The 21,597-nt window shown below is 39.1% G+C and carries 19 protein-coding genes; 8 read left to right on the top strand and 11 right to left on the bottom strand.

Features of this window, described 5'->3' with window-relative positions; translation table 11 throughout:
- Window positions 1–2 precede the first annotated feature (2 nt).
- The 3 genes from QWY93_RS14750 (at window position 3) to QWY93_RS14740 (ending at window position 6,022) form a co-directional block, all read left to right on the top strand.
- Complete coding sequence (locus QWY93_RS14750) at window positions 3–2,786, top strand: TonB-dependent receptor (RefSeq protein ID WP_290249147.1); 2,784 nt, start codon at window positions 3–5, stop codon at window positions 2,784–2,786.
- A 285-nt stretch (window positions 2,787–3,071) separates the two neighbouring features.
- Entirely contained in the window at window positions 3,072–5,276 is a 2,205-nt protein-coding gene (locus tag QWY93_RS14745) for a TonB-dependent receptor (RefSeq protein ID WP_290249146.1), read from the top strand.
- Window positions 5,277–5,410: 134 nt separating this feature from the next.
- Window positions 5,411–6,022 (top strand): hypothetical protein, encoded by a 612-nt coding sequence (locus tag QWY93_RS14740; protein ID WP_290249144.1) that lies wholly within the window; start codon window positions 5,411–5,413, stop codon window positions 6,020–6,022.
- Between the two features lie 65 nt (window positions 6,023–6,087).
- Here QWY93_RS14740 and QWY93_RS14735 read toward each other — a convergent pair whose 3' ends face one another.
- Window positions 6,088–6,567, bottom strand: a complete 480-nt coding sequence (locus tag QWY93_RS14735; RefSeq protein WP_290249143.1) for a hypothetical protein — start codon at window positions 6,565–6,567, stop codon at window positions 6,088–6,090.
- Window positions 6,568–6,828: 261 nt separating this feature from the next.
- Here QWY93_RS14735 and QWY93_RS14730 point away from each other — a divergent pair, with 261 nt between their 5' ends.
- Window positions 6,829–7,986: a PQQ-dependent sugar dehydrogenase gene (locus QWY93_RS14730; protein WP_290249142.1), complete on the top strand. Its 1,158-nt coding sequence runs from the start codon at window positions 6,829–6,831 to the stop codon at window positions 7,984–7,986.
- Window positions 7,987–7,992: 6 nt separating this feature from the next.
- Window positions 7,993–8,430 carry a c-type cytochrome gene (locus QWY93_RS14725; protein ID WP_290249141.1) on the top strand — a complete coding sequence of 146 codons (438 nt, stop codon included), beginning with the start codon at window positions 7,993–7,995 and terminating at the stop codon, window positions 8,428–8,430.
- A 50-nt stretch (window positions 8,431–8,480) separates the two neighbouring features.
- On the opposite strand, the gene argJ is transcribed toward QWY93_RS14725, so the two are convergent.
- From argJ to QWY93_RS14680, 10 genes are all read right to left on the bottom strand, one after another.
- Entirely contained in the window at window positions 8,481–9,692 is a 1,212-nt protein-coding gene (argJ, locus tag QWY93_RS14720) for a bifunctional glutamate N-acetyltransferase/amino-acid acetyltransferase ArgJ (protein ID WP_290249140.1), read from the bottom strand.
- A gap of 10 nt (window positions 9,693–9,702) precedes the next feature.
- A complete protein-coding gene (argC, locus tag QWY93_RS14715) occupies window positions 9,703–10,749 on the bottom strand; it encodes an N-acetyl-gamma-glutamyl-phosphate reductase (protein ID WP_290249139.1) in 1,047 nt (348 codons plus the stop codon).
- Window positions 10,749–11,942 carry an aspartate aminotransferase family protein gene (locus QWY93_RS14710; protein ID WP_290249138.1) on the bottom strand — a complete coding sequence of 398 codons (1,194 nt, stop codon included), beginning with the start codon at window positions 11,940–11,942 and terminating at the stop codon, window positions 10,749–10,751. Before QWY93_RS14710 ends, argC begins: the two co-directional genes overlap by 1 nt.
- A gap of 11 nt (window positions 11,943–11,953) precedes the next feature.
- Window positions 11,954–12,778, bottom strand: a complete 825-nt coding sequence (argB, locus tag QWY93_RS14705) for an acetylglutamate kinase (RefSeq protein WP_290249137.1) — start codon at window positions 12,776–12,778, stop codon at window positions 11,954–11,956.
- Between the two features lie 742 nt (window positions 12,779–13,520).
- Window positions 13,521–14,972, bottom strand: a complete 1,452-nt coding sequence (locus tag QWY93_RS14700; RefSeq protein WP_290249135.1) for a TrkH family potassium uptake protein — start codon at window positions 14,970–14,972, stop codon at window positions 13,521–13,523.
- Between the two features lie 3 nt (window positions 14,973–14,975).
- A complete protein-coding gene (trkA, locus tag QWY93_RS14695) occupies window positions 14,976–16,322 on the bottom strand; it encodes a Trk system potassium transporter TrkA (RefSeq protein ID WP_290249132.1) in 1,347 nt (448 codons plus the stop codon).
- A gap of 178 nt (window positions 16,323–16,500) precedes the next feature.
- Window positions 16,501–16,575, bottom strand: a complete 75-nt coding sequence (locus QWY93_RS20145; protein WP_494337482.1) for a hypothetical protein — start codon at window positions 16,573–16,575, stop codon at window positions 16,501–16,503.
- A complete protein-coding gene (locus QWY93_RS14690) occupies window positions 16,562–16,837 on the bottom strand; it encodes an avidin-fold protein (protein WP_353959654.1) in 276 nt (91 codons plus the stop codon). The genes QWY93_RS20145 and QWY93_RS14690 overlap by 14 nt, the downstream gene beginning before the upstream one ends.
- Window positions 16,838–16,953: 116 nt before the next feature.
- On the bottom strand, window positions 16,954–17,517 hold the full coding sequence (locus tag QWY93_RS14685) for a DUF4136 domain-containing protein (RefSeq protein WP_290249130.1): 564 nt from the start codon (window positions 17,515–17,517) through the stop codon (window positions 16,954–16,956).
- Window positions 17,518–17,698: 181 nt separating this feature from the next.
- A complete protein-coding gene (locus tag QWY93_RS14680) occupies window positions 17,699–18,946 on the bottom strand; it encodes a DNA recombination protein RmuC (protein WP_290249129.1) in 1,248 nt (415 codons plus the stop codon).
- 248 nt (window positions 18,947–19,194) lie between these two features.
- Between QWY93_RS14680 and pxpA the strand changes: the two genes are divergently transcribed.
- From pxpA to QWY93_RS14665, 3 genes are read left to right on the top strand one after another with little or no spacing between them, the layout of a single operon-like run.
- A complete protein-coding gene (gene pxpA, locus QWY93_RS14675; protein ID WP_290249128.1) occupies window positions 19,195–19,923 on the top strand; it encodes a 5-oxoprolinase subunit PxpA in 729 nt (242 codons plus the stop codon).
- Window positions 19,924–19,929: 6 nt separating this feature from the next.
- Window positions 19,930–20,655 carry a 5-oxoprolinase subunit PxpB gene (gene pxpB / locus QWY93_RS14670; protein WP_290249127.1) on the top strand — a complete coding sequence of 242 codons (726 nt, stop codon included), beginning with the start codon at window positions 19,930–19,932 and terminating at the stop codon, window positions 20,653–20,655.
- Window positions 20,642–21,493 carry a 5-oxoprolinase subunit C family protein gene (locus QWY93_RS14665; RefSeq protein WP_290249125.1) on the top strand — a complete coding sequence of 284 codons (852 nt, stop codon included), beginning with the start codon at window positions 20,642–20,644 and terminating at the stop codon, window positions 21,491–21,493. Before pxpB ends, QWY93_RS14665 begins: the two co-directional genes overlap by 14 nt.
- Window positions 21,494–21,597 lie beyond the last annotated feature (104 nt).

Genomic DNA, 21,597 nt, shown 5'->3' with positions numbered 1-21,597 from the left:
GGATGATGCGTTATTTTACATTGTTGATTTTAGTTTTATGGGCAACAGCCACCACAACACTTGCCCAACAAAGCCTCCAAGGAAAGGTGGTTGACAAAAATTCAGGAGAAAGTCTACCAGGGGCATATATTTTTATCAAGAATCTGGAAAACAACACCCTGAGCAGTACATATTCTGATGATGAAGGGAATTTCACCATCAAAAAACCCCAGATAAATCAATTTATACTTGAAATAAGTTTTATTGGTTACCAAACCCTTCAAAAAAGAATCGATTATAACGGATCAAATAGTTTAGGCACCTTTTCAATTGAAGAAGACACCAAGCAGCTTGATGAGGTAGAGGTTCAGGGAAATGTTTACACTGGTGAAGTTAAAGGAGATACAGTTTCATTTAACGCCAGTGCCTATAAAACCAGAACCCAAGCAAGCGCAGGGACCTTGATAAGAAAAATGCCTGGGGTAACCATGCAAGGAGGTACTATTACCGTCCAAGGTGAAACCGTTGGCCGGGTGTTGGTGGATGGTGAACCTTTTTTTGGGGATGACCCCGCCATGGCCATGCAAAATATCCCCGTTGAGATAATTGATAAAATTGAGTTTTTGGACCAAAAAAGTGACCAAGCCAGATTAACCGGTTTTGATGACGGGGAAACCATTAAAACCATCAATATCATTACTAAAGAAGATAAAAGAGGAGGAAAATTCGGCAAAATTTTTGGTGGCTATGGGACGGATGATAATTACCTCCTTGGGGGGAATATAAATTTATTCGATGGACCACAAAGGCTTACAATATTGGGACTCAGCAACAACATCAACCAACAGAACTTCTCAGCTGACGACCTTTCTGGAGCCTTTGGTGGCGGCAATCGTGGACGGGGCCGTGGTCGGAGAGGCAATGACCTCATGGTTAGGGAACGTCCTGGGATCACTTCTACCAATTCTTTTGGAGTAAATTTCACAGATAAATTTGATGACGGGAAAGCTGAATTTACAGGAAGTTACTTTTTCAATGATAGTAAAAACACCCTCAACCGTACCTCTTCCCGAAATTATATCTTGTCCAATGATAGCCTGCAGCTTTATAATGAATCCCAAATTAACCAAAACCATGACCAAAGCCACCGCCTAGACATGCGTTTGGAATATGAATTTAATGATCAACATGCCCTGATTTGGAGACCAGAAATTGGTTATAATATGGGCGATGCCCAGCGCTTCCTATTTGGGCAAAACCTTTATGACAGTAATACCCCAATAAGTGAGACTAGAAATACTACTACCTCCCAGGAAGAATCCCTGGGCTTGGAAAGTGATTTGACTTATAGGTTTAAATTCAACAAACCTGGCAGGACCATTTCCACCAGTATTGAAACAGAATACGACCAGGACAAAAATGAATCTGATTTATTGTCAGCTTCCCAAAACTACCAAACTGAAAATCTGGACAGCTTAATTCAAAAGTCAATCAGTAAATCCAATTCATTGCAATATGAAATTGACATAGAATATACCGAACCCATTGGGAAAAAATCCCAGATAAGGTTGGAATATGAACTAAATAACGATCTGGGAGATAATCTACAGGAGGTTTCACAAAGAGAAATGGAATCTACGCTATTTGAATTGGACAGCACTTTAACCAATGAATTTGAAAACGGATATAAAAGGCATGAAATAGGATTGGGGTACCGTTATGGGGGAGAAAAACTTAGGATTTACTCCTCACTGGATTATGAAATTTCACTTCTGGACAGTGATAGACTGTTTCCAGGATTTGAAAACACAAAACGGACATTCAAAAATTTTGTCCCCAGGATATTTATGAATTATGAGCCTAATGAATCCACCAGCATCCGCTTTGGTTATAGGACTGATACCGATGCTCCTGCCGTAAGGCAGCTTCAGGATGTGATTGACAACAGTAATCCCTTACAAATTTCCATGGGTAACCCGGATTTAGAGCAGGAATATGGCCACCGCTTCTTTACCAGAATCCGCAAAATCAATCCTGAAACCTCTAAATCCTTCTTTATGTGGTTTTCAGGGGGAATCCGAAACAACTTCTTTGGTAACAGCACTTTTATTGCAGAAAAAGACACCCTCATTCAAAATGAAGTATTACTCCGCCAGGGAGGTCAGTTAAGCATGCCTGTTAATCTATCTAACGCCTGGAATGCCAATACCAGCATTTCATTTGGCTTTCCTTTAAGCTTTATCCAAAGTAATTTGAACCTAACCACACGGCTAAATTATTCCAAACAACCCGGGAAAATAAATGGCCAGGATAATACTAATCAAAATTATGGCATGAGCCAGGGAATTGGAATTAGCAGTAATGTAGGCGAACACCTTGACTTTAACATTTCCACTGATGGAAATTATAATATTATAAGAAGTAGTTTACAGGAAAACCTGGATAACGATTACTATTATCAAAGCACACGCTTAGATTTATTCTGGAATTTTATTGGGGGATTTTTCCTAAGCACCGATATCAATAATCAGTTTTACCAAGGCTTAGGGGATGAATACGATCAATCAATTTGGCTAATGAATGCTGACTTTGGTTACCAGTTCCCCCCTAAGGAAAAACTTGAACTCAAATTGACCATTTTTGATTTGTTGAACCAAAACACCAGCATTAGCAGAAATGTAACAGACGTTTATATTGAAAATGAAAGAACCGAGGTTTTAAGACAGTTTTTTATGTTAACTTTAACCTATAACCTAAGGGATTTTGCAAGTGGTGCTCGTACCCAAGCAAAACCTCAAAGGAGGTAATATTGAATCATCCTTAATAAAGACCGCTTAATTTCTTCGAAAACTAATTAAAGCAGCCTTTATTTTTATCCTTTAAAATTTTAGCCTCCATATCCTCTCCTATCCTTTAAATTCTACCACCAATAAATTCTACCACCAACATCAATAAAACATTTCCCTAACTATATTTCAACATTTTCATACACTTCACTTTCATCCTTTTAGTCAACTATTTTAAACCAATATGAAACATAGTTGCAACTAGGCATTAAAAAGCAACAATGTTGCATTATATTTGTTCCAATCATGAGAAGCAAGCTACTATTCACTATAACATTAATTTGTTTCCTGCTCCTCCAAAAGGGATTTGGTCAAGAAAAATGCTCATTTGAAATAAGGGGTAAGGTGTTGGTTCAGGAGAGCCATAAGCCCATTTCGAATGCTGTTATTTGGGTCGAAGCCATTCGAAAAGGAGCCCTATCTGATCAAAATGGGAACTTTCAATTGGACAATGTTTGTGAGGGACATTATATCCTTTCGGTAAAAGTATTGGGATATAGGGAACATAAACAACAGTTAAATGTGCATGGAAATATTGACCTGACCATTCGCATGCTTCAGGGAGAATACACCATGGAAGAAATAGAGGTAACAGGACATCAGGAAGCAATTCATTCGACCGGTACAGTTTCAAGCCTAGAGGGAGAAATACTGGATGAAAGGAGAGGTGAAAACCTTGGAGAAACCCTAAAAAAGATAGCTGGGGTTAATTCATTTTCTACAGGTGCAAGTATAAGTAAACCTGTCATTCATGGTTTGCACAGCAACCGTATCATGATCATGAATAATGGGGTAAAACAGGAAGGCCAGCAATGGGGCGTGGAGCATGCCCCGGAAATCGACCCCTTTATGGCAGAACAAATTACTGTGGTAAAAGGAGCAGAGGCAGTTCGATTTGGACCGGAAGCAATGGGAGGAGTAATCTTGTTGGACCCTCCAAAACTACCCATTTCTGATACAAAAAAAGGAGAATTTCATTTGATTGGTAATACTAATGGCCGTTCAGGAACAGCTTCCTTCACATATGAAGGTGGTTCTTCTAAATGGAAAGGCCTGGGCTACCGGGTGCAAGCTTCGGGAAAAACCAGTGGGAACATACAATCACCTAGCTATTTTCAAAACAATACCGGACTTCGAGAGCTCAATTTTTCGGGAGCCCTGGGGTATAGTTCAAAAAAATTGGGGGTTGAACTCTTCTATAGTCGGTTTGATTCAAAAATGGGCATTTTAAGTGAAGCTCACACAGGCAACCTTTCAGACCTGGAAGCTATTATTGAAAATGGAAGACCATTTGGAGAGGGAAAATTCAGCTATTCCATCCAAAATCCCCGACAAGAAGTACTCCATCAAATATGGAAAACAAAAGCACATTATCATTTAAAAAATGATGGGGTTTTGAATTTTAAATATGCCTTCCAAAAAAATAACAGACAGGAATATGACAAGAGAAGAGGTGGAAATAATGACAGGGCAGCTCTTGATTTAGAATTGTTTTCCAACACTTTTGATTTTTCGTATGACCACCCTGTAAAGGATCATTGGAATGGATCAATAGGCCTAAGTGTTTTACAGCAAGTCAATAATAATATCCCCGGAACAGGGGTAACACCCCTTATTCCCAATTATGACCTGATCAATCTGGGAGTATATGCTATAGAAAAATTCACAAAAGGACATGTGGAATTGGAAGGCGGAATTCGTTATGATTACCGCTATTCTGATGCAGCTCGGTACGATGCTGATCAGGAGCTTATTGAGCGGGATTTTACCTTTAATAATTTAACCGCCTTTATTGGGGGAATCTATAGCTTTAACAGCTCCTGGATGATTAGTTCGAATATTGGTTCCGCATGGAGGCCTCCTAATATTAACGAACAATTCAGCCAAGGTCTCCACCATGGTGCGGCGGCAGTAGAAATAGGAAACCCTGATTTTAAAAGTGAGCAAGCATACAAATGGGTCAACACTTTATATCATACCCATCAAAAAGGAGAAGTGGAGCTTACCGCCTATTATAATAAAATAAATAATTACATATTCCTGAATCCCACCGGGGAACAGTTTGTTTCTCTTAGAGGTACTTTCAATGTGTATCAGTACGAACAAACCAATGCGGCTTTATGGGGCTTAGATCTTTCTTCCCACTACCAACTTCTCCCTTTTTCTTCCTGGTATTTTAGGGCTTCATTGATTAGGGCAAAAGATCTGGAGTCGAGAGGTTATTTACCCTTTATCCCTACTGATCGTATCGACACAGGAATTAGTTTCACTAAAGAAAACATTGGTTCTTTTACCCAAAATAAATTCACTTTAAACTCCCTAATTGTTTTCAAGCAAAACAGGGCTCCTGATTCTGAAATTGCCCCCTCCCCGGAGCTTACCAAATCTTTAATGCCGGGGTCAGTACCGTATTTCCTTTGGGGGATAAAAATCTTATCAAAGCCAACCTGATGGTTAAAAACATCCTAAATACAGCCTATAAAGATTATATGAACCGGTTCAGGTTTTACACCCATGAAATGGGCAGAAATATTACCCTAAGACTGAAGTATGAATTTTAATTTTCAAACTAAACCAAATATTCAATGAAATCACAACAAAACAAATTATGGTTTCCTTTTATTCTATTGATGACCATTTTCTGGACATCCTGCTCCAAAGATGATCCCGTGCCCGAATTGGACCAGGAAGTGATCACCAAAGTTACCCTTACCTTTACAGAAATTGACGAATCGGGTTCCAAAATTGGCACTGCCCTGAAATACCAAGCCAGTGCAATGGAGGGGATTGCTCTTGGCGGGAACCTAAATATTGATATTATTTCCGGCCTGCAAACAGGTAAGAGATACCTTTTGGAAATAACAGCCTATAATGATATTGCAGATGAAGACATAACTGTTGAAATCCAGGAAGCTGGTGCGGAACATCAGCTCTACTTCTTGGGAAGTGCTTTTGTGGGGGACCAATCATTTATGAATTATGAGTATGATGATGAGGACCAAAATGGCAATCCTATTGGTTTAAAAGGAATTGTAACCGTTGATAATAGTTTGAAAAGCAATACCGGAGAATTGCGGTTGGTATTAAGACATGACAGCAACAAAGAATTTGAAGAGGCTCAAAATCCACATTGGGGAAATTTCACCCAGGCGGGTGGTGAAAGTGATTTGGATATTACTTTTGAGGTAACCTTTTAACTTAAAAAGGCGGCCAATCAACTTTAGCCGCCTTTTTATTTTTTCTTCAAACTAATTCAACTCCATTAATTTAGTGCATTTTTTCCCACATTTCCTGCTACTAAAATCACATCATAATCGGGCCCTTCTGAAGCCAAATGGACTTTAATATGACCATCAAAACTGTTTTCCATTTTTTCAAAATCAAGCTCTATACTTAAAATTGTTACACTTTTAAGCGTCCGTATGTCAATAGGATTTAACTTTTGAAAAATTTCAGCACCAACCTCACCATATGGCCCTGAGTGCAAATGGACTGGAAAACTATAATTTCTATTTTCAGGTTCTCCTTCAAGGGTTATTGTAAGTTCCAACCTTCCATTGGACATTTCCTTGATCACTGCCTTTCCAGTATAGTTGTATCCTGCACTGACGGTTGTCAAATCATATTCCAGTTCATTACCGGTATAAATAGATTCTTCCCATTTTTCACATGAGGAAAATAAAATTATTAATGGAATTAAAATCAATTTTCTAAATTCCATAGGCAACATCAAAATATTCATAATCACCTAATTTTCAAAAACATAAAAGGTCACTTTTAGTCAATAAAGGTACAATTAATGTCTTTCAAATTCATCTTTTTCACCAAAAATAAATCCCCAAAGAATTCAATTCTAAGTAACTTCCCGAACCCTAAGCATTTGAAACCATTCTTCTTAGGAATTGAATGTTCTTATAAGGTTCAATTACCATTTAAATAACAATACCTGAGATTCTTTGGCATTATTTTTATATTAGGGTATGTCAAACAAACCTCAATTTAAATGTTAAGATACCCTTTTAATATTATCAATCCGATATTTACTGTTATTTTAATTTTGACCGTAAACCTGGCCTGCGCCCAGAGCGATCGGCCATCCGTCAAGGAAGACCAACCACCAATCATGGGGGACAAAAAAAACTACCAGGTGGAAACAGTTGTAGATGGTCTTTCAGTACCTTGGGGAATGGCTTTTTTACCGGACGGAAGCCTCCTTATTACTGAAAGGGAGGGTGATATCATCCTGGCCAAAGAAAATAATAAAACCCAAATCGAAGGGGGGCCGGAAGTAGTAGCCCGGGGTCAGGGAGGCCTGTTGGATGTCATATTACACCCCAATTATGAAAATAATGGTTGGCTTTATTTATCCTACTCCAGTAGTGAAGGTGAAGAGGATGGTGCTAACACCGCCATAATGCGTGCCAAACTTGAGGGTTCCCAACTCACCGATCAGGAAGTCATTTACAAAGCCGTTCCAAATACCAGGAAAGGGCAACACTTTGGATCTAGAATGGCTTTTGGAGATGATGGTTACCTTTATTTTTCCATTGGGGAAAGAGGGGAAAGAGATGTAAACCCTCAAGATATCACCCGGGATGGAGGTAAGATTTATAGACTAAATCCAGATGGTAGCATCCCCGAGGACAATCCATTTTATAATGAATCAAACGCAAAAAAAGCCATTTACTCCTATGGCCACCGGAATCCGCAGGGCATGTTTAAACATCCAGAAACTGGTGAAATCTGGGTCAATGAACATGGTCCCAGAGGTGGAGATGAAATCAACATTGTCAAGAAAGGTGCAAATTATGGATGGCCATTGGTTTCCTATGGGATTAATTACAGTGGAACCACTTTTACCGAGTTAACCAGTCATCCGGACATGGAGCAGCCCTTTTATTATTGGGTTCCTTCTATCGCCCCATCTGGTTTTGAAATTATTACAGGGGACCATTATCCAGAGTGGAAAGGAGACCTTTTGGTGGGTTCATTGAAATTCCAATACCTTGAAAAACTATCAATTGAAAATAACCGCGTAGTCAAAAGAGAAAAACTCCTGGATGAAATGGGAAGGATTAGAAATGTAAAAATTGGCCCAGATGGATATATTTATGTGGGAGTGGAAGGAAAAGGAATTGTAAAAATCATCCCTAAAAATTAAACCAAAATGAAAATCATAATTATTTCTTGCCTGATGGTATCCTACATGGGCTGGACGGCTTTTAATGCCCAAAATCAAGATGATCCACTAAAGGAAAGTATAAAAAGAGGAAAAGAAGTTTATAATGACTTTTGCCTTCAATGCCATATGGCAGATGGACAAGGCGTCAAAGATGCCTTTCCACCTTTAGCAGAATCGGATTTTTTGCTACAAAAAAGAAAAGAAAGTATCAAAGCGGTAATGTATGGAATGAGCGGGGAAATTACCGTAAACGAAGTAGTATACAATGGGAATATGTCCAATCAAGGACTTTATGATGATGAAGTGGCCGATGTGATGAATTATATACTAAACAGCTGGGGCAATAAATCCGAGAAAATGGTTACAGAGGAAGAGGTCAAATCGATAAAAAAAGAGGTGGAAGAAAAAAAGGCAGAGCAGTAAGCTTTGCCTTTTTTATAATAATTTAGTCCCTAAAACTTATTTAAATAGCTTTAAGTAGTATAAACCGAATTAAATAACACATAGTCTGTTGTAAGGTCACTTCCCCATCCAATGGCTTCTTCTTTTCCTGTATGTAATTCAACATTGACCCGGATATTTGATTCGCGGAGGAGTTTTTTCATATAATTTTTATCAAACTCAATTGGTTTCCCCCTGTCAAGCACCAAAACCATATTGTTCATATCGCCGATATAAAGACTTGCCTTCTTGTAATTAAAAGAAACTCCTGCATTTCCACAGGCAGCAATGATCCTTCCCCAATTTGGATCCCTGCCAAACATGGCTGTTTTGACCAGGGAACTATCTGAAATGGCCCTTACCAATTTCCTGGCAACGTCCCCTGATCTGGCTTTGGTCACTCTGTATTCTATAAACTTGGAAGCTCCTTCTCCATCAGAAACAATTAATTTTGCCAATTGTGTCAACAGTTCCAACAAACGCTCCCGAAATAGCAGATAAATCGGATCGTCCTCTGAAGTTGCTTTATTATTCCCAGCCATTCCATTGGCCAAGATGGCTACCATGTCATTGGTAGAAGTATCCCCGTCCACAGTAATCATATTAAAAGACCGGTCAACACAATATTTTAAAGTCTTTTTAAGTAGTTCTTCTTCAATATTGAAATCGGTGACCACAAAAGCCAACATTGTGGCCATATTGGGATGGATCATACCGGAGCCTTTTGCTACTCCTGCGATATTGATTTCAATCCCGTCATATTCAAAGTCAACAAAAGCTTCTTTTGCAAAAGTATCAGTGGTCAAGATGGCATTGGCCAAAAATGCACCTGCCTTATGATTATTACTTAATTTGTGAATATTTTCTTTGATACCCTCCACCACTTCTTCTGTGGGAAATTTTTGGCCGATCAATCCTGTGGAGGCCACAATAACATCTTCTGCTTCAATATCCAACATTTCCGCCACTGCTTGGGCCATTGCTTCTGCACCTTTTTTCCCTTGATCTCCGGTGCAGGCATTGGCATTTCCTGCATTACAGACTATCACTTGGGCCCTATTATTTTTCAGGTGTTTTTCTGTTAATTTAATGGGTTCTGCCTGAACTTTATTTTGGGTAAAAGTAGCGGCAGCAGTAGCGGGGACTTCAGAATAAATGATGGCCAAATCCCGGCGCATGGATTTCACCCCTGTATGAGCTCCCCAACATTTAAATCCCCTGACATTGGTAACATTTTTGTTCATGGTTATTGTTTTATGGTTGCATTGGTGATTGCAATAATCCGGTTTCCTGCGGGATCCCTAACATTAAATTCATATTGTGAACCGCTTGCCCCGCAGCTCCTTTTACAAGATTATCAATCACGGACAAAACGATTACTCTTTGGGTTCTTTCATCCCAAATAGGCATAATATCACAGTAGTTGCTCCCCCGTACATCCTTTAAAGCTGGAATGGAAGATCGTAAACGGACAAACGGTTTTCCCTTGTAAAACTCCCCATAAATTTCATCCAGCTTTTTTTGGCTCATTTCTTCATTTACCTGGGCATAGGAGGTGGCCAAAATCCCTCTGTCCACCGGTAACAAATGGGGAGTAAATTGGATTTTGGCTTTTTCCTTTTGAAGATTTCCCAATTGCTCCTCAATCTCTATGGTATGTCGGTGAATGCGAAGCCCATAAGCTTTAAAATTATCATTGACATTGGAAAAGTGGGTGGTATTACTAGCCTTGACTCCTGCACCCGAAGTTCCTGATTTTGCATCAATAACAACAGAGCCTTCCTTTATCAACTGGTCTTTGAATAAGGGGGCCAGGCTTAGAATTGAAGCAGTAGGGTAACATCCCGGATTGGCAACCAGCTGAGCTCCTCTAATTCTGTTTTCATGCAACTCCGGCAAGCCATAAATGGCCCGGTCAAATGCCTCAGGAAAGACGTGGTCTTGTTTATACCAATTTTTATAAACATCAGGGCCACTTAATCTATAATCTCCTGATAGGTCTATCATCATGGCTTTTTTGTCTTTCCACTTTTTGATATATTCCATGGAAACTCCATGAGGCAATGCCAAAAAAACAACATCCAATTGATTCTTGGAAACTTCTTCAGCACTTTCAAGAGGCAAATCCAAAATGCCTAAAAATTGAGGATGGAGCTCGGAAAAAGGTTTTCCAGTGTGGGTTTCCGAGGTAATCATTTTTATTTCCACCTTTTGATGCTGCACCAAAATCCTCGCAAGCTCCGAACCGGTATACCCAGATGCTCCAACAATAGCAATATTGTATTTCTTCTTTCCTTCCATTATGCATCCATTTCACTAAGTATCTGGTCGATGAGATCCAATACCTGTTCCAAATCTCCTTGTGGAATATTTAATGGCGGAACCAGTCTTAATACCGTTTCTGCTGTTGCATTGGCAATGACACCTTCCTCCATTAATCTTTTTACCATGGGTGCCACTTCACGGTCAAATTGGATTCCCAGCATCAAACCTTTACCCCTTATTTCTTTGATCATGGGGTACTTTTGTTGCAATCCTGTAAACTGATCTTTTATCCATTCTCCTTTTTCAGCAGCTCTTTGACAAAGACTTTCCTCTTCAATAACCTGAAGATTTGCCAGTGCTGCAGATGCCATTAAAGGGTTGCCACCAAAAGTGGTTCCATGGTCCCCAAACTCTATGGCATCACTTACTTTTTGATGGCACAGGAAAGCCCCAATTGGAGTCCCGCCACCCAAAGCTTTTGCCAGGGTCATTATATCAGGTTGAACCCCAAAATGGTCTTTTGCAAACCATTTCCCGGTCCGCCCAATTCCGCATTGGATTTCATCAAAAATCAACAACACCCCTCTTTCATCACATAAGTTCCTCAAGGCAGAAAGGTATAGTTGATCTACCACATGGATACCTCCTTCACCCTGCACAGGTTCCAAAATAACAGCTGCAGCATCCTGTTCCATTTCCTTTTCAACAGCTTCCAAATCATTGAAAGGAACCTGGACAAATCCAGAAGGAATAGGTTCAAAACCCTTTTGGTATTTTTCCTGCCCAGTAGCAATAGTGGCCAAGGTCCGGCCATGAAATGAATTGGTCATGGAAATGATCTTCCCTCCTCTCCCATTTTGATGGGCGTACTTCCTGGCTACTTTGATAGCTCCCTCAACAGATTCGGCTCCACTATTTGTCAAAAAAACCTGGTTCATTCCCGATATCCTGACCAATAATTCACTAAGAGCAACCTGCGAAGGGCTCACAAAAAAGTTAGAAATATGAATTAATGTGGCTGCCTGGTCCTGGATGGCCTTGACTACTTTGGGATGACAATGCCCTACATTATTGACAGCAATACCTGCCAACATATCAATATATTCTTTTTCATCAGCATCCCATAACCTGCTTCCCTTTCCACGGATAAAAGCTAATGGGAAACGGTTAAATGTAGGTAAATAGTGGCGCTTATCGACCAAGTGTAAAACTTCATTACTTATTTTCATAAAACAATCAACTATTTGGTTATCGTGGTTCCAATCTTTTCTTTTCCAAGGATATACTTGATAATCTGTTCGGGTTGGGTCCCATTAAGAATAATAGCCCGCTTCACCCCTCCCTGAAGGGCTGTTTTACAAGATTCTATTTTAGGAATCATCCCTCCCTGGATACCTTTATTATAATACTGGTCCAATTCATTAAAATGAATCTCTTTCAGGATACTCTTAGGGTCGGGGTAATTTTCAAAAACTCCGTCCACATCTGTCAAAACGATATAATCATCCACCTGTAAAGCCGAGGCCACTTTTCCGGCAAAAACATCTGCATTAATATTATAGTCATCTCCTTTTAGGTCAGAGGCAATACAAGTAATAATAGGAATATAGTTCCGGTCCAATAAAATCCGGAGCAAACTACAATCCACCTTTTTGACATCTCCCACCTGGCCCAAGTCAATTTTCTGAACTTTACCTCCATTGTCCCTGCTGTAATGCCATCGCTTAACTGCAGTAACCATTTGGCCATCCTTTCCGGATAACCCCACGGCACTTAAACCTGCCTGATTAAATACTCCCACCAAGGAACTATTGACTTCACCTTTTAGGGTTTTTTCGATATGAGAAAGCGCCTCTTCTGTAGTATGCCTTTGCCCGTCATAAAACTGGGAAGCAATCCCAGCTGATTCAAGGGCCTTATTGATAAAGGGACCACCTCCGTGAACTAAAACCACCTGAATTCCATGTTCCTGAAGCTCCTTTACCTTTTTAGCAATTTCATATTTGAGCGACTGTTTAGTCATGGCATTCCCACCATATTTGATGAGAACTTTTCTAGTCACCATTTTAATATTTGTTATTTAATTAAAAACCACTTAAAGAATTCTACATTGATCTAATCTCAATCAAAACCTTAGTTCCAAGAAAAAAAGGTTCCCTTTTCCAATATACCCAGGGATTTTTTCCCTTGAACATTGTTTTTGTCATTTAATACAATGGTCACAAACCATTTCAAAATCATTACTTTTTATTCTTAAAATATAAATGATTTGGAGGTTTTAATAATTTCTTCCCATTTAATTTACCATTAAATACACTCCATTTATCCGGAAAGGCTTTTTCAATTACCCCATCCACAAAAAAAAATCCTTTGGTAACTTTACAATGAATTATTCCCTCCGTAAGAATAAAGTCTTCCTTTCCTAGGTAATGTTGTTTTTGGAATAAGGTCATAAAAATCTCTTTCTTTTAATTTAATAAAAAGGTTTGGCTTAGAAAGATGATTCGGTAGAAAATCAATATTGGATTACAGGTTATTAGTGGATTCGGTTCCCCAAATTAATTTCCAATAACTTCTGCTATGTGCAAATGATTTGTTAAATCCCAAATAAAAAGGGCTTGCAATCCTGGTAAGATTAAAAGCCCCCCAGTGATTGGAATTGAAATACTAATCCCTGGGTTTAGATTTTAGAAAAAATTTTGATAGTAGATCCGTGGTTTGTGACTAAATCAATGAAGCGGGCTCTTTGGCTCCGAATGTGGGCCAAATTTCTAAGTATTAAATATTCCACACTAAATTTCATATATCTAATTAGCTCTCCAGAAATAGGGAGAAAAAATCACCAATATGGTAAACAGTTCCAACCTTCCCAATAACATAATAATGCTTAAGAATATTTTGGCTATTGGGGAGAAAAAGGAAAAATTATCCAAAGGTCCTACCAAGCCTACTGCAGGCCCAACATTTCCCAAACAAGTGGCTACAGCCCCAAAGCTTGTGATCATATCATATCCCAAAACAGACAATACCACACTTCCCATTACAAAAGTCATCAAGTAGATCAACAAAAAGATCATAATATGGGTTATGATCTTTCCTGTAACCCTGTCCCCATTGATTTTTAGAGGCACTACCGCTCTTGGATGAACAATTCGTTTGAATTCAAGAATTGTATTTTTAAAGAAGGAAAGGTGCCTAATAAATTTAATCCCTCCTGCTGTAGATCCAGCACAGCCACCAACAAACAACAGTAAAAAGAATAATATGGTTAATCCATGGCCATAAGAAGTATAATCAGCAGTTACATATCCTGTGGTAGTCAAAAGTGAAACGACTTGAAAAGCGGTATCTCTAAAGGCCTTTTCCAAATTTTCTCCTGAGAAGTGAAAGACCGGAAAGGACAATACCAATATGATAAGAGTGGTAACAATTACGTAAGCTTTAAATTCATCACTTTTCCAAACCCTGTCAAACTTTCCTACCAGGCCGAAATAAATCACAGTAAAGTTAGTTCCTGCCAAAAACATAAAAAGGATGGCCACATATTGGATAAAGGGAATTTCAAAATAAGCCATACTGGCATTTTTTGTTGAGAATCCTCCTGTTGCCATGGTGGTCAAAGCATGATTGATAGCATCAAAAAAGTTCATTCCTCCAATATAGTAAAGCCCCATAAGCAAAAGGGTCAGGCCAACATAGACATACCAAAGCCTTTTGGCAGTTTCCCGGATGCGAGGGTGCAATTTATCGGAGGTAGGCCCTGGGGATTCAGCCACAAATAGCTCAATCCCACCTATTCCCAATAAAGGGAAAATTGCTACAGTTAATACAATTATCCCCAAACCTCCAATCCACTGTGTCATGCTCCGCCAAAAAAGTATTCCTGCAGGTAAATTTTCTATATCATTGATTACCGATGCGCCGGTAGTGGTAATCCCAGAAACCGTCTCAAAAATTGCATCAGGCAGTTTTGGAAGTGTCCCGCTGACCAAAAAAGGCAGCATCCCAAATATTGACATAAACAACCAACTTAGAAAAACAATCATATACCCTTCCCTTTTCCTGATGATTTGGTCCTGTTTGGAAAAGGAAAAAAATAAAAGTGCCCCCATGGCCATACTGACAAAGGAGGAATATATTAAGGGCATCTGGTCCCCACTGTGGTAGTAATATGAAAAACCAATTCCTGGCAGCATCAAAAGACCCAATAGCATCAATAAGCCGCCCATTAATTTTCCAATTGCCTTAAAATGAATCATACACTAATTAAATAGTTTCTCCAAACTTGTTTTGGCTGAGGGCAAGGCCAAAACTATGGCCTTATCATTCATTTGGAGTCTAAAATCACCATCGGGAATAAAAACTTCTTCACCTCGAATCACCCCTGCAACAATAGCGGTGTCAGGAAAATGAAGCTCTTTCAGTTGCTTTTTGGTCAATCGGTTATTTTTGGAAATGACATATTGAATAAATTCTGCATCTACCCCATAAATACCTGAAATGGCCTCCACTTTCCCTTTCCTGAGGAAGCGGGTAATTTGGTTAGCTGCCACCAGCTTTTTATTGATAAGGGAATCTACCCCAATACTGTGTGATATATGGATATATTCACGGGTATCCACATGGGCAATGGTTTTATACACCCCATGGTTTTTGGCACTCAAACTTGTGATAATATTGATTTCCGAACTTTCGGTAAGGGCTAAAAAAGCCTGCATTTCTTCCAGACCTTCCTCTACCAAAAGCTCTATGTTTTTATAATCCCCATGAATGACCAAAGTACTGTCCAAACGTTCCGATAACCACTTACATCTTTCCTTATCATTATGGATAAGGGTTACCCGGTATTCCTCTTCCAATTTTAGGGCGGAGGTAAAAGCCAAGTCATCCCCTCCAATGATCATTAAATTACGAATGGTGACCTCCCTTTGCTCCATCAAATCAATGATGGATTCGTTGGCTTTTTTATTGGAAATAAAGTAAACGTGATCATTGTTCCTCAGGACAGTATTCCCCTTGGGAATAATGGTCATTTGGTCCCGGACTATTGCGATGATGCGGATGTCTTCAAATAGTGGCAAAGCCCTGGTTTCTGAGAGTTTTTTATTTACCAAGGCGGAATATTGGTCTAAAATAATTCCAACCACATTTAATTTCCCCTCGTCAAATTCAAAAATATCGGAAAAGGTAGAGTGTTTCACCAAACGATAAATCTCCCCACTACAGAGCATCGTAGGAGAAATGATGTTATCAATACCCAGGTTATGAAAAAAATTAATGTTTTGCTCTTCAAGGTAATCGTGGTTCCTTACCCTTGCAATTACCCGTTTTGCTCCTAATTGTTTGGCCAACATGGCAGTAACTAGATTTGTTTTTTCCGAGGTAGTCACCGCCATTACCATATGCGCTTCTTTTACGTTAGCATTTTGCAATACCTCTATGGATGCAGAATCGCCCCATACGGTTAAAATATCTAACCTTGCAGAAACGGTCTCCAATACATCCTTATCGGTATCGATAAGGGTAATGTCCTTGTTTTCATAACTCAGGTGCTCGGCCAAGTGGAAACCCATATCACCGGCACCAGCAATCACAATATTCATGGCCATAGCCGTAAATATAAGTGCTTTTTAGGAGCAAAGACAAAATTAAAAATTATATTTTTCCTCAATTAACTCCTTTACTTATTGAAAATTCTAATTTTCAATTCACTCCAGCCATGAAAATCGCATGATACCTCCTGAACTTCTGGACCTTGCGCAACTATATCATTAGAATTTATCACACCTAAATTTCCTCCAAAACAGACTCTCCTGAGGAAAAATCTCCTGAGGTCCATTCCCATTTTTCATGAAGCCTGATTTTTCCGGAGGGTAATTTTTCTGGGGTGGATTTTCATTTCCCAGTAATGATTTTCCCTTTTTTTATCGACTTGGTGGTAACGCATATCAATTACCCCTTTTTCGTCCACAGTACCTATATGATGACCCAATACAATGTTTTCCCCCTGATAAGTTGAGGTCAACAAATTGCCATTTTGGTGGTAAGTAAAAAGGGTTTGATTGGAAACTTGCCCATTTTCCGAAACAGTTATAGGCTGAAACTTTTTATTGTTGTAATTCATTGCTCTTATATTTTAAATAAAAAAAGGTAAAACCACCCCTTATAGTTATATGGCCGAAGTATTCGGATGGTTTTACCTTAAAAAAAGTACAAATGGCAGTGGCTTTTTTAATATTTTTATCCAGCCTCTACCTTTTTAGAAAATTCATGTAGAATTTTCTCAACTGAAATCTTAATGTTTTTATATTTCTGTTTTGGATTATTGACTTCACCCACTGCACTGATCCTTAAAATAACCTGATCTGCTCTGGGATCAATAAAATCTATCACCAACTCACCCAGATCATATTTTTCCAGTTTGGTAGGGTTTCCCCAATATGGATATGGCATACGGTACATCCAAGGGTTATACATACCATATCCCCACATACTTCCAGGGTATTGACTGACCTCTTTTTCCCCTTCACTCAACAAAGTGTTGTAACGCAGTATTAGGTCGGGTGAATTTCTATCAGGTTCATAGCCCATTTCCTTCATCCCTTCAGTTAGGTTATGGACCAGATTTTGATCCAAAACCGGTGAATTCCAAGCATTTTTTCCTTTGTACTGATTGATGATGGCAAAAGTCTTATAAGATTTTTCATAATTCAATTCGCTTTTTTCAGTATAAATCTTCACGGGACTACAGGAAACCACCAGCAGAAATGGAATGATCAACGCTATTAAAACCCGAATTTTCATATCTTCCTCCGTTTACTTAAAAAACGAAGGAGATTGGCCAAAGTTGCCTGCATATTCCTAAAATGCCCAAATTTCTATTTCCATCTTTTACCGACCTTTTCAAGTATTTGTTATTCGGAGTATTTGGTATTTTGATCTCTTCTTACTTAATATCTTGTAACCTTTAATTCAGTTTCACCAATCAATCCCCCAACAACTTCGAACGCTCTTTCTCTGGCAATTCTTCTATATCCTTCAATTTCCTTTGGATTACCCTTGTCCTAGCGCCCACCAAGCTGTCCAAATCGTTATTGGCTTCATTTAGTTTCTTCTGGGCTTTTTGAATCAGGTTGCCAAATTTACCAAATTCAGTTTTTACTGCGCCTAATACCTGCCAAACCTCACTGCTCCTTTTTTGAATGGCCAGGGTTTTGAAACCCAGTTGGAGGCTATTTAACATAGCGGCAAGAGTTGTAGGACCGGTCACAACCACCTTATATTCCCTTTGCAAAGTTTGAGTTAGCTCTGCATCTCTGATTATTTCTGCATACAAACTTTCCATAGGAAGGAACATTACGGCAAAATCGGTTGTGTAGGGAGGATTGATATATTTCTGATGAATATCCTGGGCGGATTTTTTCACTGCTTTGTATAAGGCAACCTTATTGGCCGCGGTTAATGCCCGATCCCCAGTTTCATAAGCATCCAATAGTCGGTGATAGGCATCCTGGGGAAATTTAGCATCAATGGGCAAAAACACAGGCTCATCTGCATTATTTCCCGGCAACCTTACTGCAAATTCCACCCTTTCCGCAGAATTGCTTTTCATGGCTGCATTTCGGTCAAATTGATCCGGAGCCAATATATTTTCTAATATGCTTTCCAATTGGTATTCCCCTAGTACTCCACGGCTTTTTACATTGCTCAATACTTTTTTAAGATCCCCAACTCCCGTGGCCAAATGCTGCATTTCTCCTAAGCCTTTTTGAACAGCCTGCAACTGTTTGCTAACTACCTCAAAAGATTGTCCCAAACGGGTTTCTAAGGTTTTCTGGAGTTTTTCATCCACAGTTTCCCGCATTTTCTCCAACCTTTCCTCAGTGGACTGAAGCATTTTTTCTTGCCTCCTCTCAAGGTCCCTGAATTTTTCCCGCTGAAGTTCATTAAAATCCCTTACATTTTCCCTGAATAGTTTCCCAAAATCCCTCAAGGACTCATTTTGGTCCTTGGAATTGGCTCGCAGGGTATCAAAAACCATCTGGAACTGCTGTTGGATGCTTTGATTGATTTCTCCCCTGTTTTCTGACATTTGCCTGGAAAATTCCATTTTCAGGACATCAAAATGCTCAGTGACCGTTTTATCCAAAGATTTCCCATTTGAAACCTTCCAAATCAAAAACAACATTAATCCTGCATTAACAATCAAAAAGCCCAAGATCAAGTCTTCCATAATTCTTCATTTATTCTGAAAGGCAAATTAATCCCTCTTACAAGTATTACCTAAGGTTCAATAAAAGTTTTGGGACATTTTATGTCAAAACCCTTATTATAATTGTAATGGATAGGTCTTACCTATAAAAGCATTGACTTTCCAATATTTTATTGACTTTTTGATTTGGGTAAAACCATTTTTCAGGAAGAAAATCTCCCTTATTTTAATTAACTTTATTTTGAATTTTAAATCATCAGAGATTAGCCATGATGAAAATAGATATCAACAGCGATTTAGGTGAGGGAATGCCTTATGAAGAGGAACTGATGCCTTATATCACCAGTTGCAATATTGCCTGTGGTGGTCACACGGGGAATGAACTTACCATGACTGCAACCTTGGAGAGGGCTAAAAAATTCCAATTAAATATTGGTGCCCACCCCTCTTATCCTGATAAGGAACATTTTGGCCGGAAATCCATGAAAATGGAAAAAGAAGAAATGGCTATGAGTCTTTTAAACCAGATCAAAAGTTTAGAAAAACTGGCCAATAAAACAGGCCAAAAAATCCACCATATCAAACCTCATGGCGCCCTCTATAATGATGCTGCAATAAACTATGATATTGCCCAAGTGATTATTGGCTTGATGGTGGAGAATTTCCCGGAAACATTCCTTTTTGCGCCTAATTCTTCAATTATTGAAAAAATGGCAAAAGAACATGGGGTAAAAACCAAATCTGAAATTTTTGCAGACCGTAAATACCTGGACAATTTAAGCTTGGTACCCAGAACGGAGAAAAACGCAGTTTTAATTGAATCAAAAGAAGTTATCGATCACCTTTATAGAATGGTTTTTGAAGGATATGTAAAAACCGTAACAGGAAAAATTAAACCTATAAAAGCGGATACTGTCTGTGTTCATGGGGATAATCCTTCCGCCCTTGCTTTGGTGAAGGAAATTTATGAAGTTGTTAATATACCGATGGAAGAATGAACACTTATGCCTTATTCATTAAATTATAAATTTATCGCTCCTAAGATCATTGAAATTTCCTGGCCGGATATCGTGAAAAAAGAAATTTTGCTGGAAATTATGAGAATGAAGAAGAGGGTCCTAACAGCCTGGAAAGATGAGCTCCTGGATATCATCATGGGCTATCATCGTTTAAGTTTGCATTTCAACCATGAGGTGGACCTTAATCATATTATTCCCGAATTTGAAGAGTTTTATCAAGAAGGACCAACATCAAAACCTTCCCGCAGGAAATGTTGGAAAATTCCCGTTTGCTATCAGGGAAAAGATCTGGACAGAGTAAGCCAAAAAACCGGTCTGGATCAGGAAGAGATTATCAGCCTGCACCAGTCCAATAGCTACCTGCTTCACTTTTATGGGTTTATGCCTGGATTTATGTATTTGGGAGGATTGAATGAAAAGCTATTTGCCCCAAGAAAAGAAGTCCCTGATCCCCTAATAGAAAAAGGCTCTGTGGCTATAGGGGGAAAACAAACGGGCATTTATCCCATGGATAGCCCTGGAGGATGGAATATAATTGGAAAAACTCCCATATTGTTATTTGATATTAAATCTCCCCAACCGGTTTTTGCCCAACCTGGAGATGAAATCAGTTTTTACTCCATTGGAAAGGAGGAATTTATGGACCTCCAACAAAAAATAAAGCATCAACATATTCAACCCAAACACGAACCTGCTCATGCCTCATATTAAAGTGATTAAGGCCGGCTTGTACAGTTCCATTCAAGATCAGGGTAGATTTGGACAGGGGCAATGGGGGGTTCCTAGTGCAGGCCCCATGGATACACTTGCTTTTAACCTCGCCAACCATTTATTGCGGAACGATCCCAATGATGCCTGTCTGGAAATGACAATGACCGGTGGCCAATTTTTATTTGAACAGCCCACGCAAATCGTCCTTACCGGAGCTTTTGGGGATATTTTATGCAATGACACCCCATATACTAATAACCAGGTCATCAATATTTCCTCTGGAGATGTCCTGAAGATCAAACCATTTCGCCAAGGTTGCCGCATGTACCTTGGCATTAAAGGTGGATTTCAAACAGAAAAAATACTTGGCAGCCGGAGTTGGTATCCAGGTATTACTTCTGCTCATAGGTTAAAAAAAAATATTCAAATTCCTTATAAGGTCTTTAAAGAAGAACTGGATTCTACTCATGCCCATGTAGCACCGGACAACACTTATTTCCAGGAAGAGGCCTTGGAAGTTTACCCAGGTCCTGAAGCTGAAAAAATGAAAAAGGATGATTTTGAAAAGTTGTTCGAAAAGTCATTTACCCTTTCCAACAGACAGGACCGGATGGGAATCCAGTTGGAAGAAACTTTTCCAAACACCCTGGAGGAGATTTTAACCTCCCCTGTTTATCCTGGAACTATCCAGCTTACTCCTGGCGGTAAATTATTGGTCCTAATGAAAGATGCCCAGGTTACTGGAGGTTATCCACGCGTGCTGCAGCTAGGTTCAAAAGCTTTATCCATTCTTTCCCAAAAAAAGCCCGGAGAGAAAATCAGGTTTGAGGTGAAATAATATAATCTGGTTGAAAATCTAATAATCATATTCCTACAATCCATTTATTTGCCAGCTAAAATAAAATCGTAAAAAACCGTAAAAGCTTATTCACGTGGAGGGTT

This window comes from Echinicola jeungdonensis (genome assembly GCF_030409905.1).
GTDB classification, from domain to species: Bacteria; Bacteroidota; Bacteroidia; order Cytophagales; family Cyclobacteriaceae; genus Echinicola; species Echinicola jeungdonensis.
The sequence above is the reverse complement of the archived record's forward strand: the minus strand, read 5'-3'. Positions and strand labels throughout refer to the sequence as shown.

Bases quoted from the DNA above. Each gene is read 5' to 3' on its own strand.
- QWY93_RS14730 (WP_290249142.1), top strand. From the start codon at position 6,829: ATGTTAAGATACCCTTTTAATATTATCAATCCGATATTTACTGTTATT.
- argB (WP_290249137.1), bottom strand. From the start codon at position 12,778: ATGGTGACTAGAAAAGTTCTCATCAAATATGGTGGGAATGCCATGACT.
- QWY93_RS14750 (WP_290249147.1), top strand. From the start codon at position 3: ATGATGCGTTATTTTACATTGTTGATTTTAGTTTTATGGGCAACAGCC.
- argC (WP_290249139.1), bottom strand. From the start codon at position 10,749: ATGGAAGGAAAGAAGAAATACAATATTGCTATTGTTGGAGCATCTGGG.
- QWY93_RS14700 (WP_290249135.1), bottom strand. From the start codon at position 14,972: ATGATTCATTTTAAGGCAATTGGAAAATTAATGGGCGGCTTATTGATG.
- pxpB (WP_290249127.1), top strand. From the start codon at position 19,930: ATGCCTTATTCATTAAATTATAAATTTATCGCTCCTAAGATCATTGAA.
- QWY93_RS14735 (WP_290249143.1), bottom strand. From the start codon at position 6,567: ATGAATATTTTGATGTTGCCTATGGAATTTAGAAAATTGATTTTAATT.
- QWY93_RS14690 (WP_353959654.1), bottom strand. From the start codon at position 16,837: ATGAATTACAACAATAAAAAGTTTCAGCCTATAACTGTTTCGGAAAAT.
- QWY93_RS14745 (WP_290249146.1), top strand. From the start codon at position 3,072: ATGAGAAGCAAGCTACTATTCACTATAACATTAATTTGTTTCCTGCTC.
- QWY93_RS14725 (WP_290249141.1), top strand. From the start codon at position 7,993: ATGAAAATCATAATTATTTCTTGCCTGATGGTATCCTACATGGGCTGG.
- QWY93_RS14710 (WP_290249138.1), bottom strand. From the start codon at position 11,942: ATGAAAATAAGTAATGAAGTTTTACACTTGGTCGATAAGCGCCACTAT.
- argJ (WP_290249140.1), bottom strand. From the start codon at position 9,692: ATGAACAAAAATGTTACCAATGTCAGGGGATTTAAATGTTGGGGAGCT.
- trkA (WP_290249132.1), bottom strand. From the start codon at position 16,322: ATGGCCATGAATATTGTGATTGCTGGTGCCGGTGATATGGGTTTCCAC.
- QWY93_RS14680 (WP_290249129.1), bottom strand. From the start codon at position 18,946: ATGGAAGACTTGATCTTGGGCTTTTTGATTGTTAATGCAGGATTAATG.
- QWY93_RS14685 (WP_290249130.1), bottom strand. From the start codon at position 17,517: ATGAAAATTCGGGTTTTAATAGCGTTGATCATTCCATTTCTGCTGGTG.
- QWY93_RS14740 (WP_290249144.1), top strand. From the start codon at position 5,411: ATGAAATCACAACAAAACAAATTATGGTTTCCTTTTATTCTATTGATG.
- pxpA (WP_290249128.1), top strand. From the start codon at position 19,195: ATGATGAAAATAGATATCAACAGCGATTTAGGTGAGGGAATGCCTTAT.
- QWY93_RS14665 (WP_290249125.1), top strand. From the start codon at position 20,642: ATGCCTCATATTAAAGTGATTAAGGCCGGCTTGTACAGTTCCATTCAA.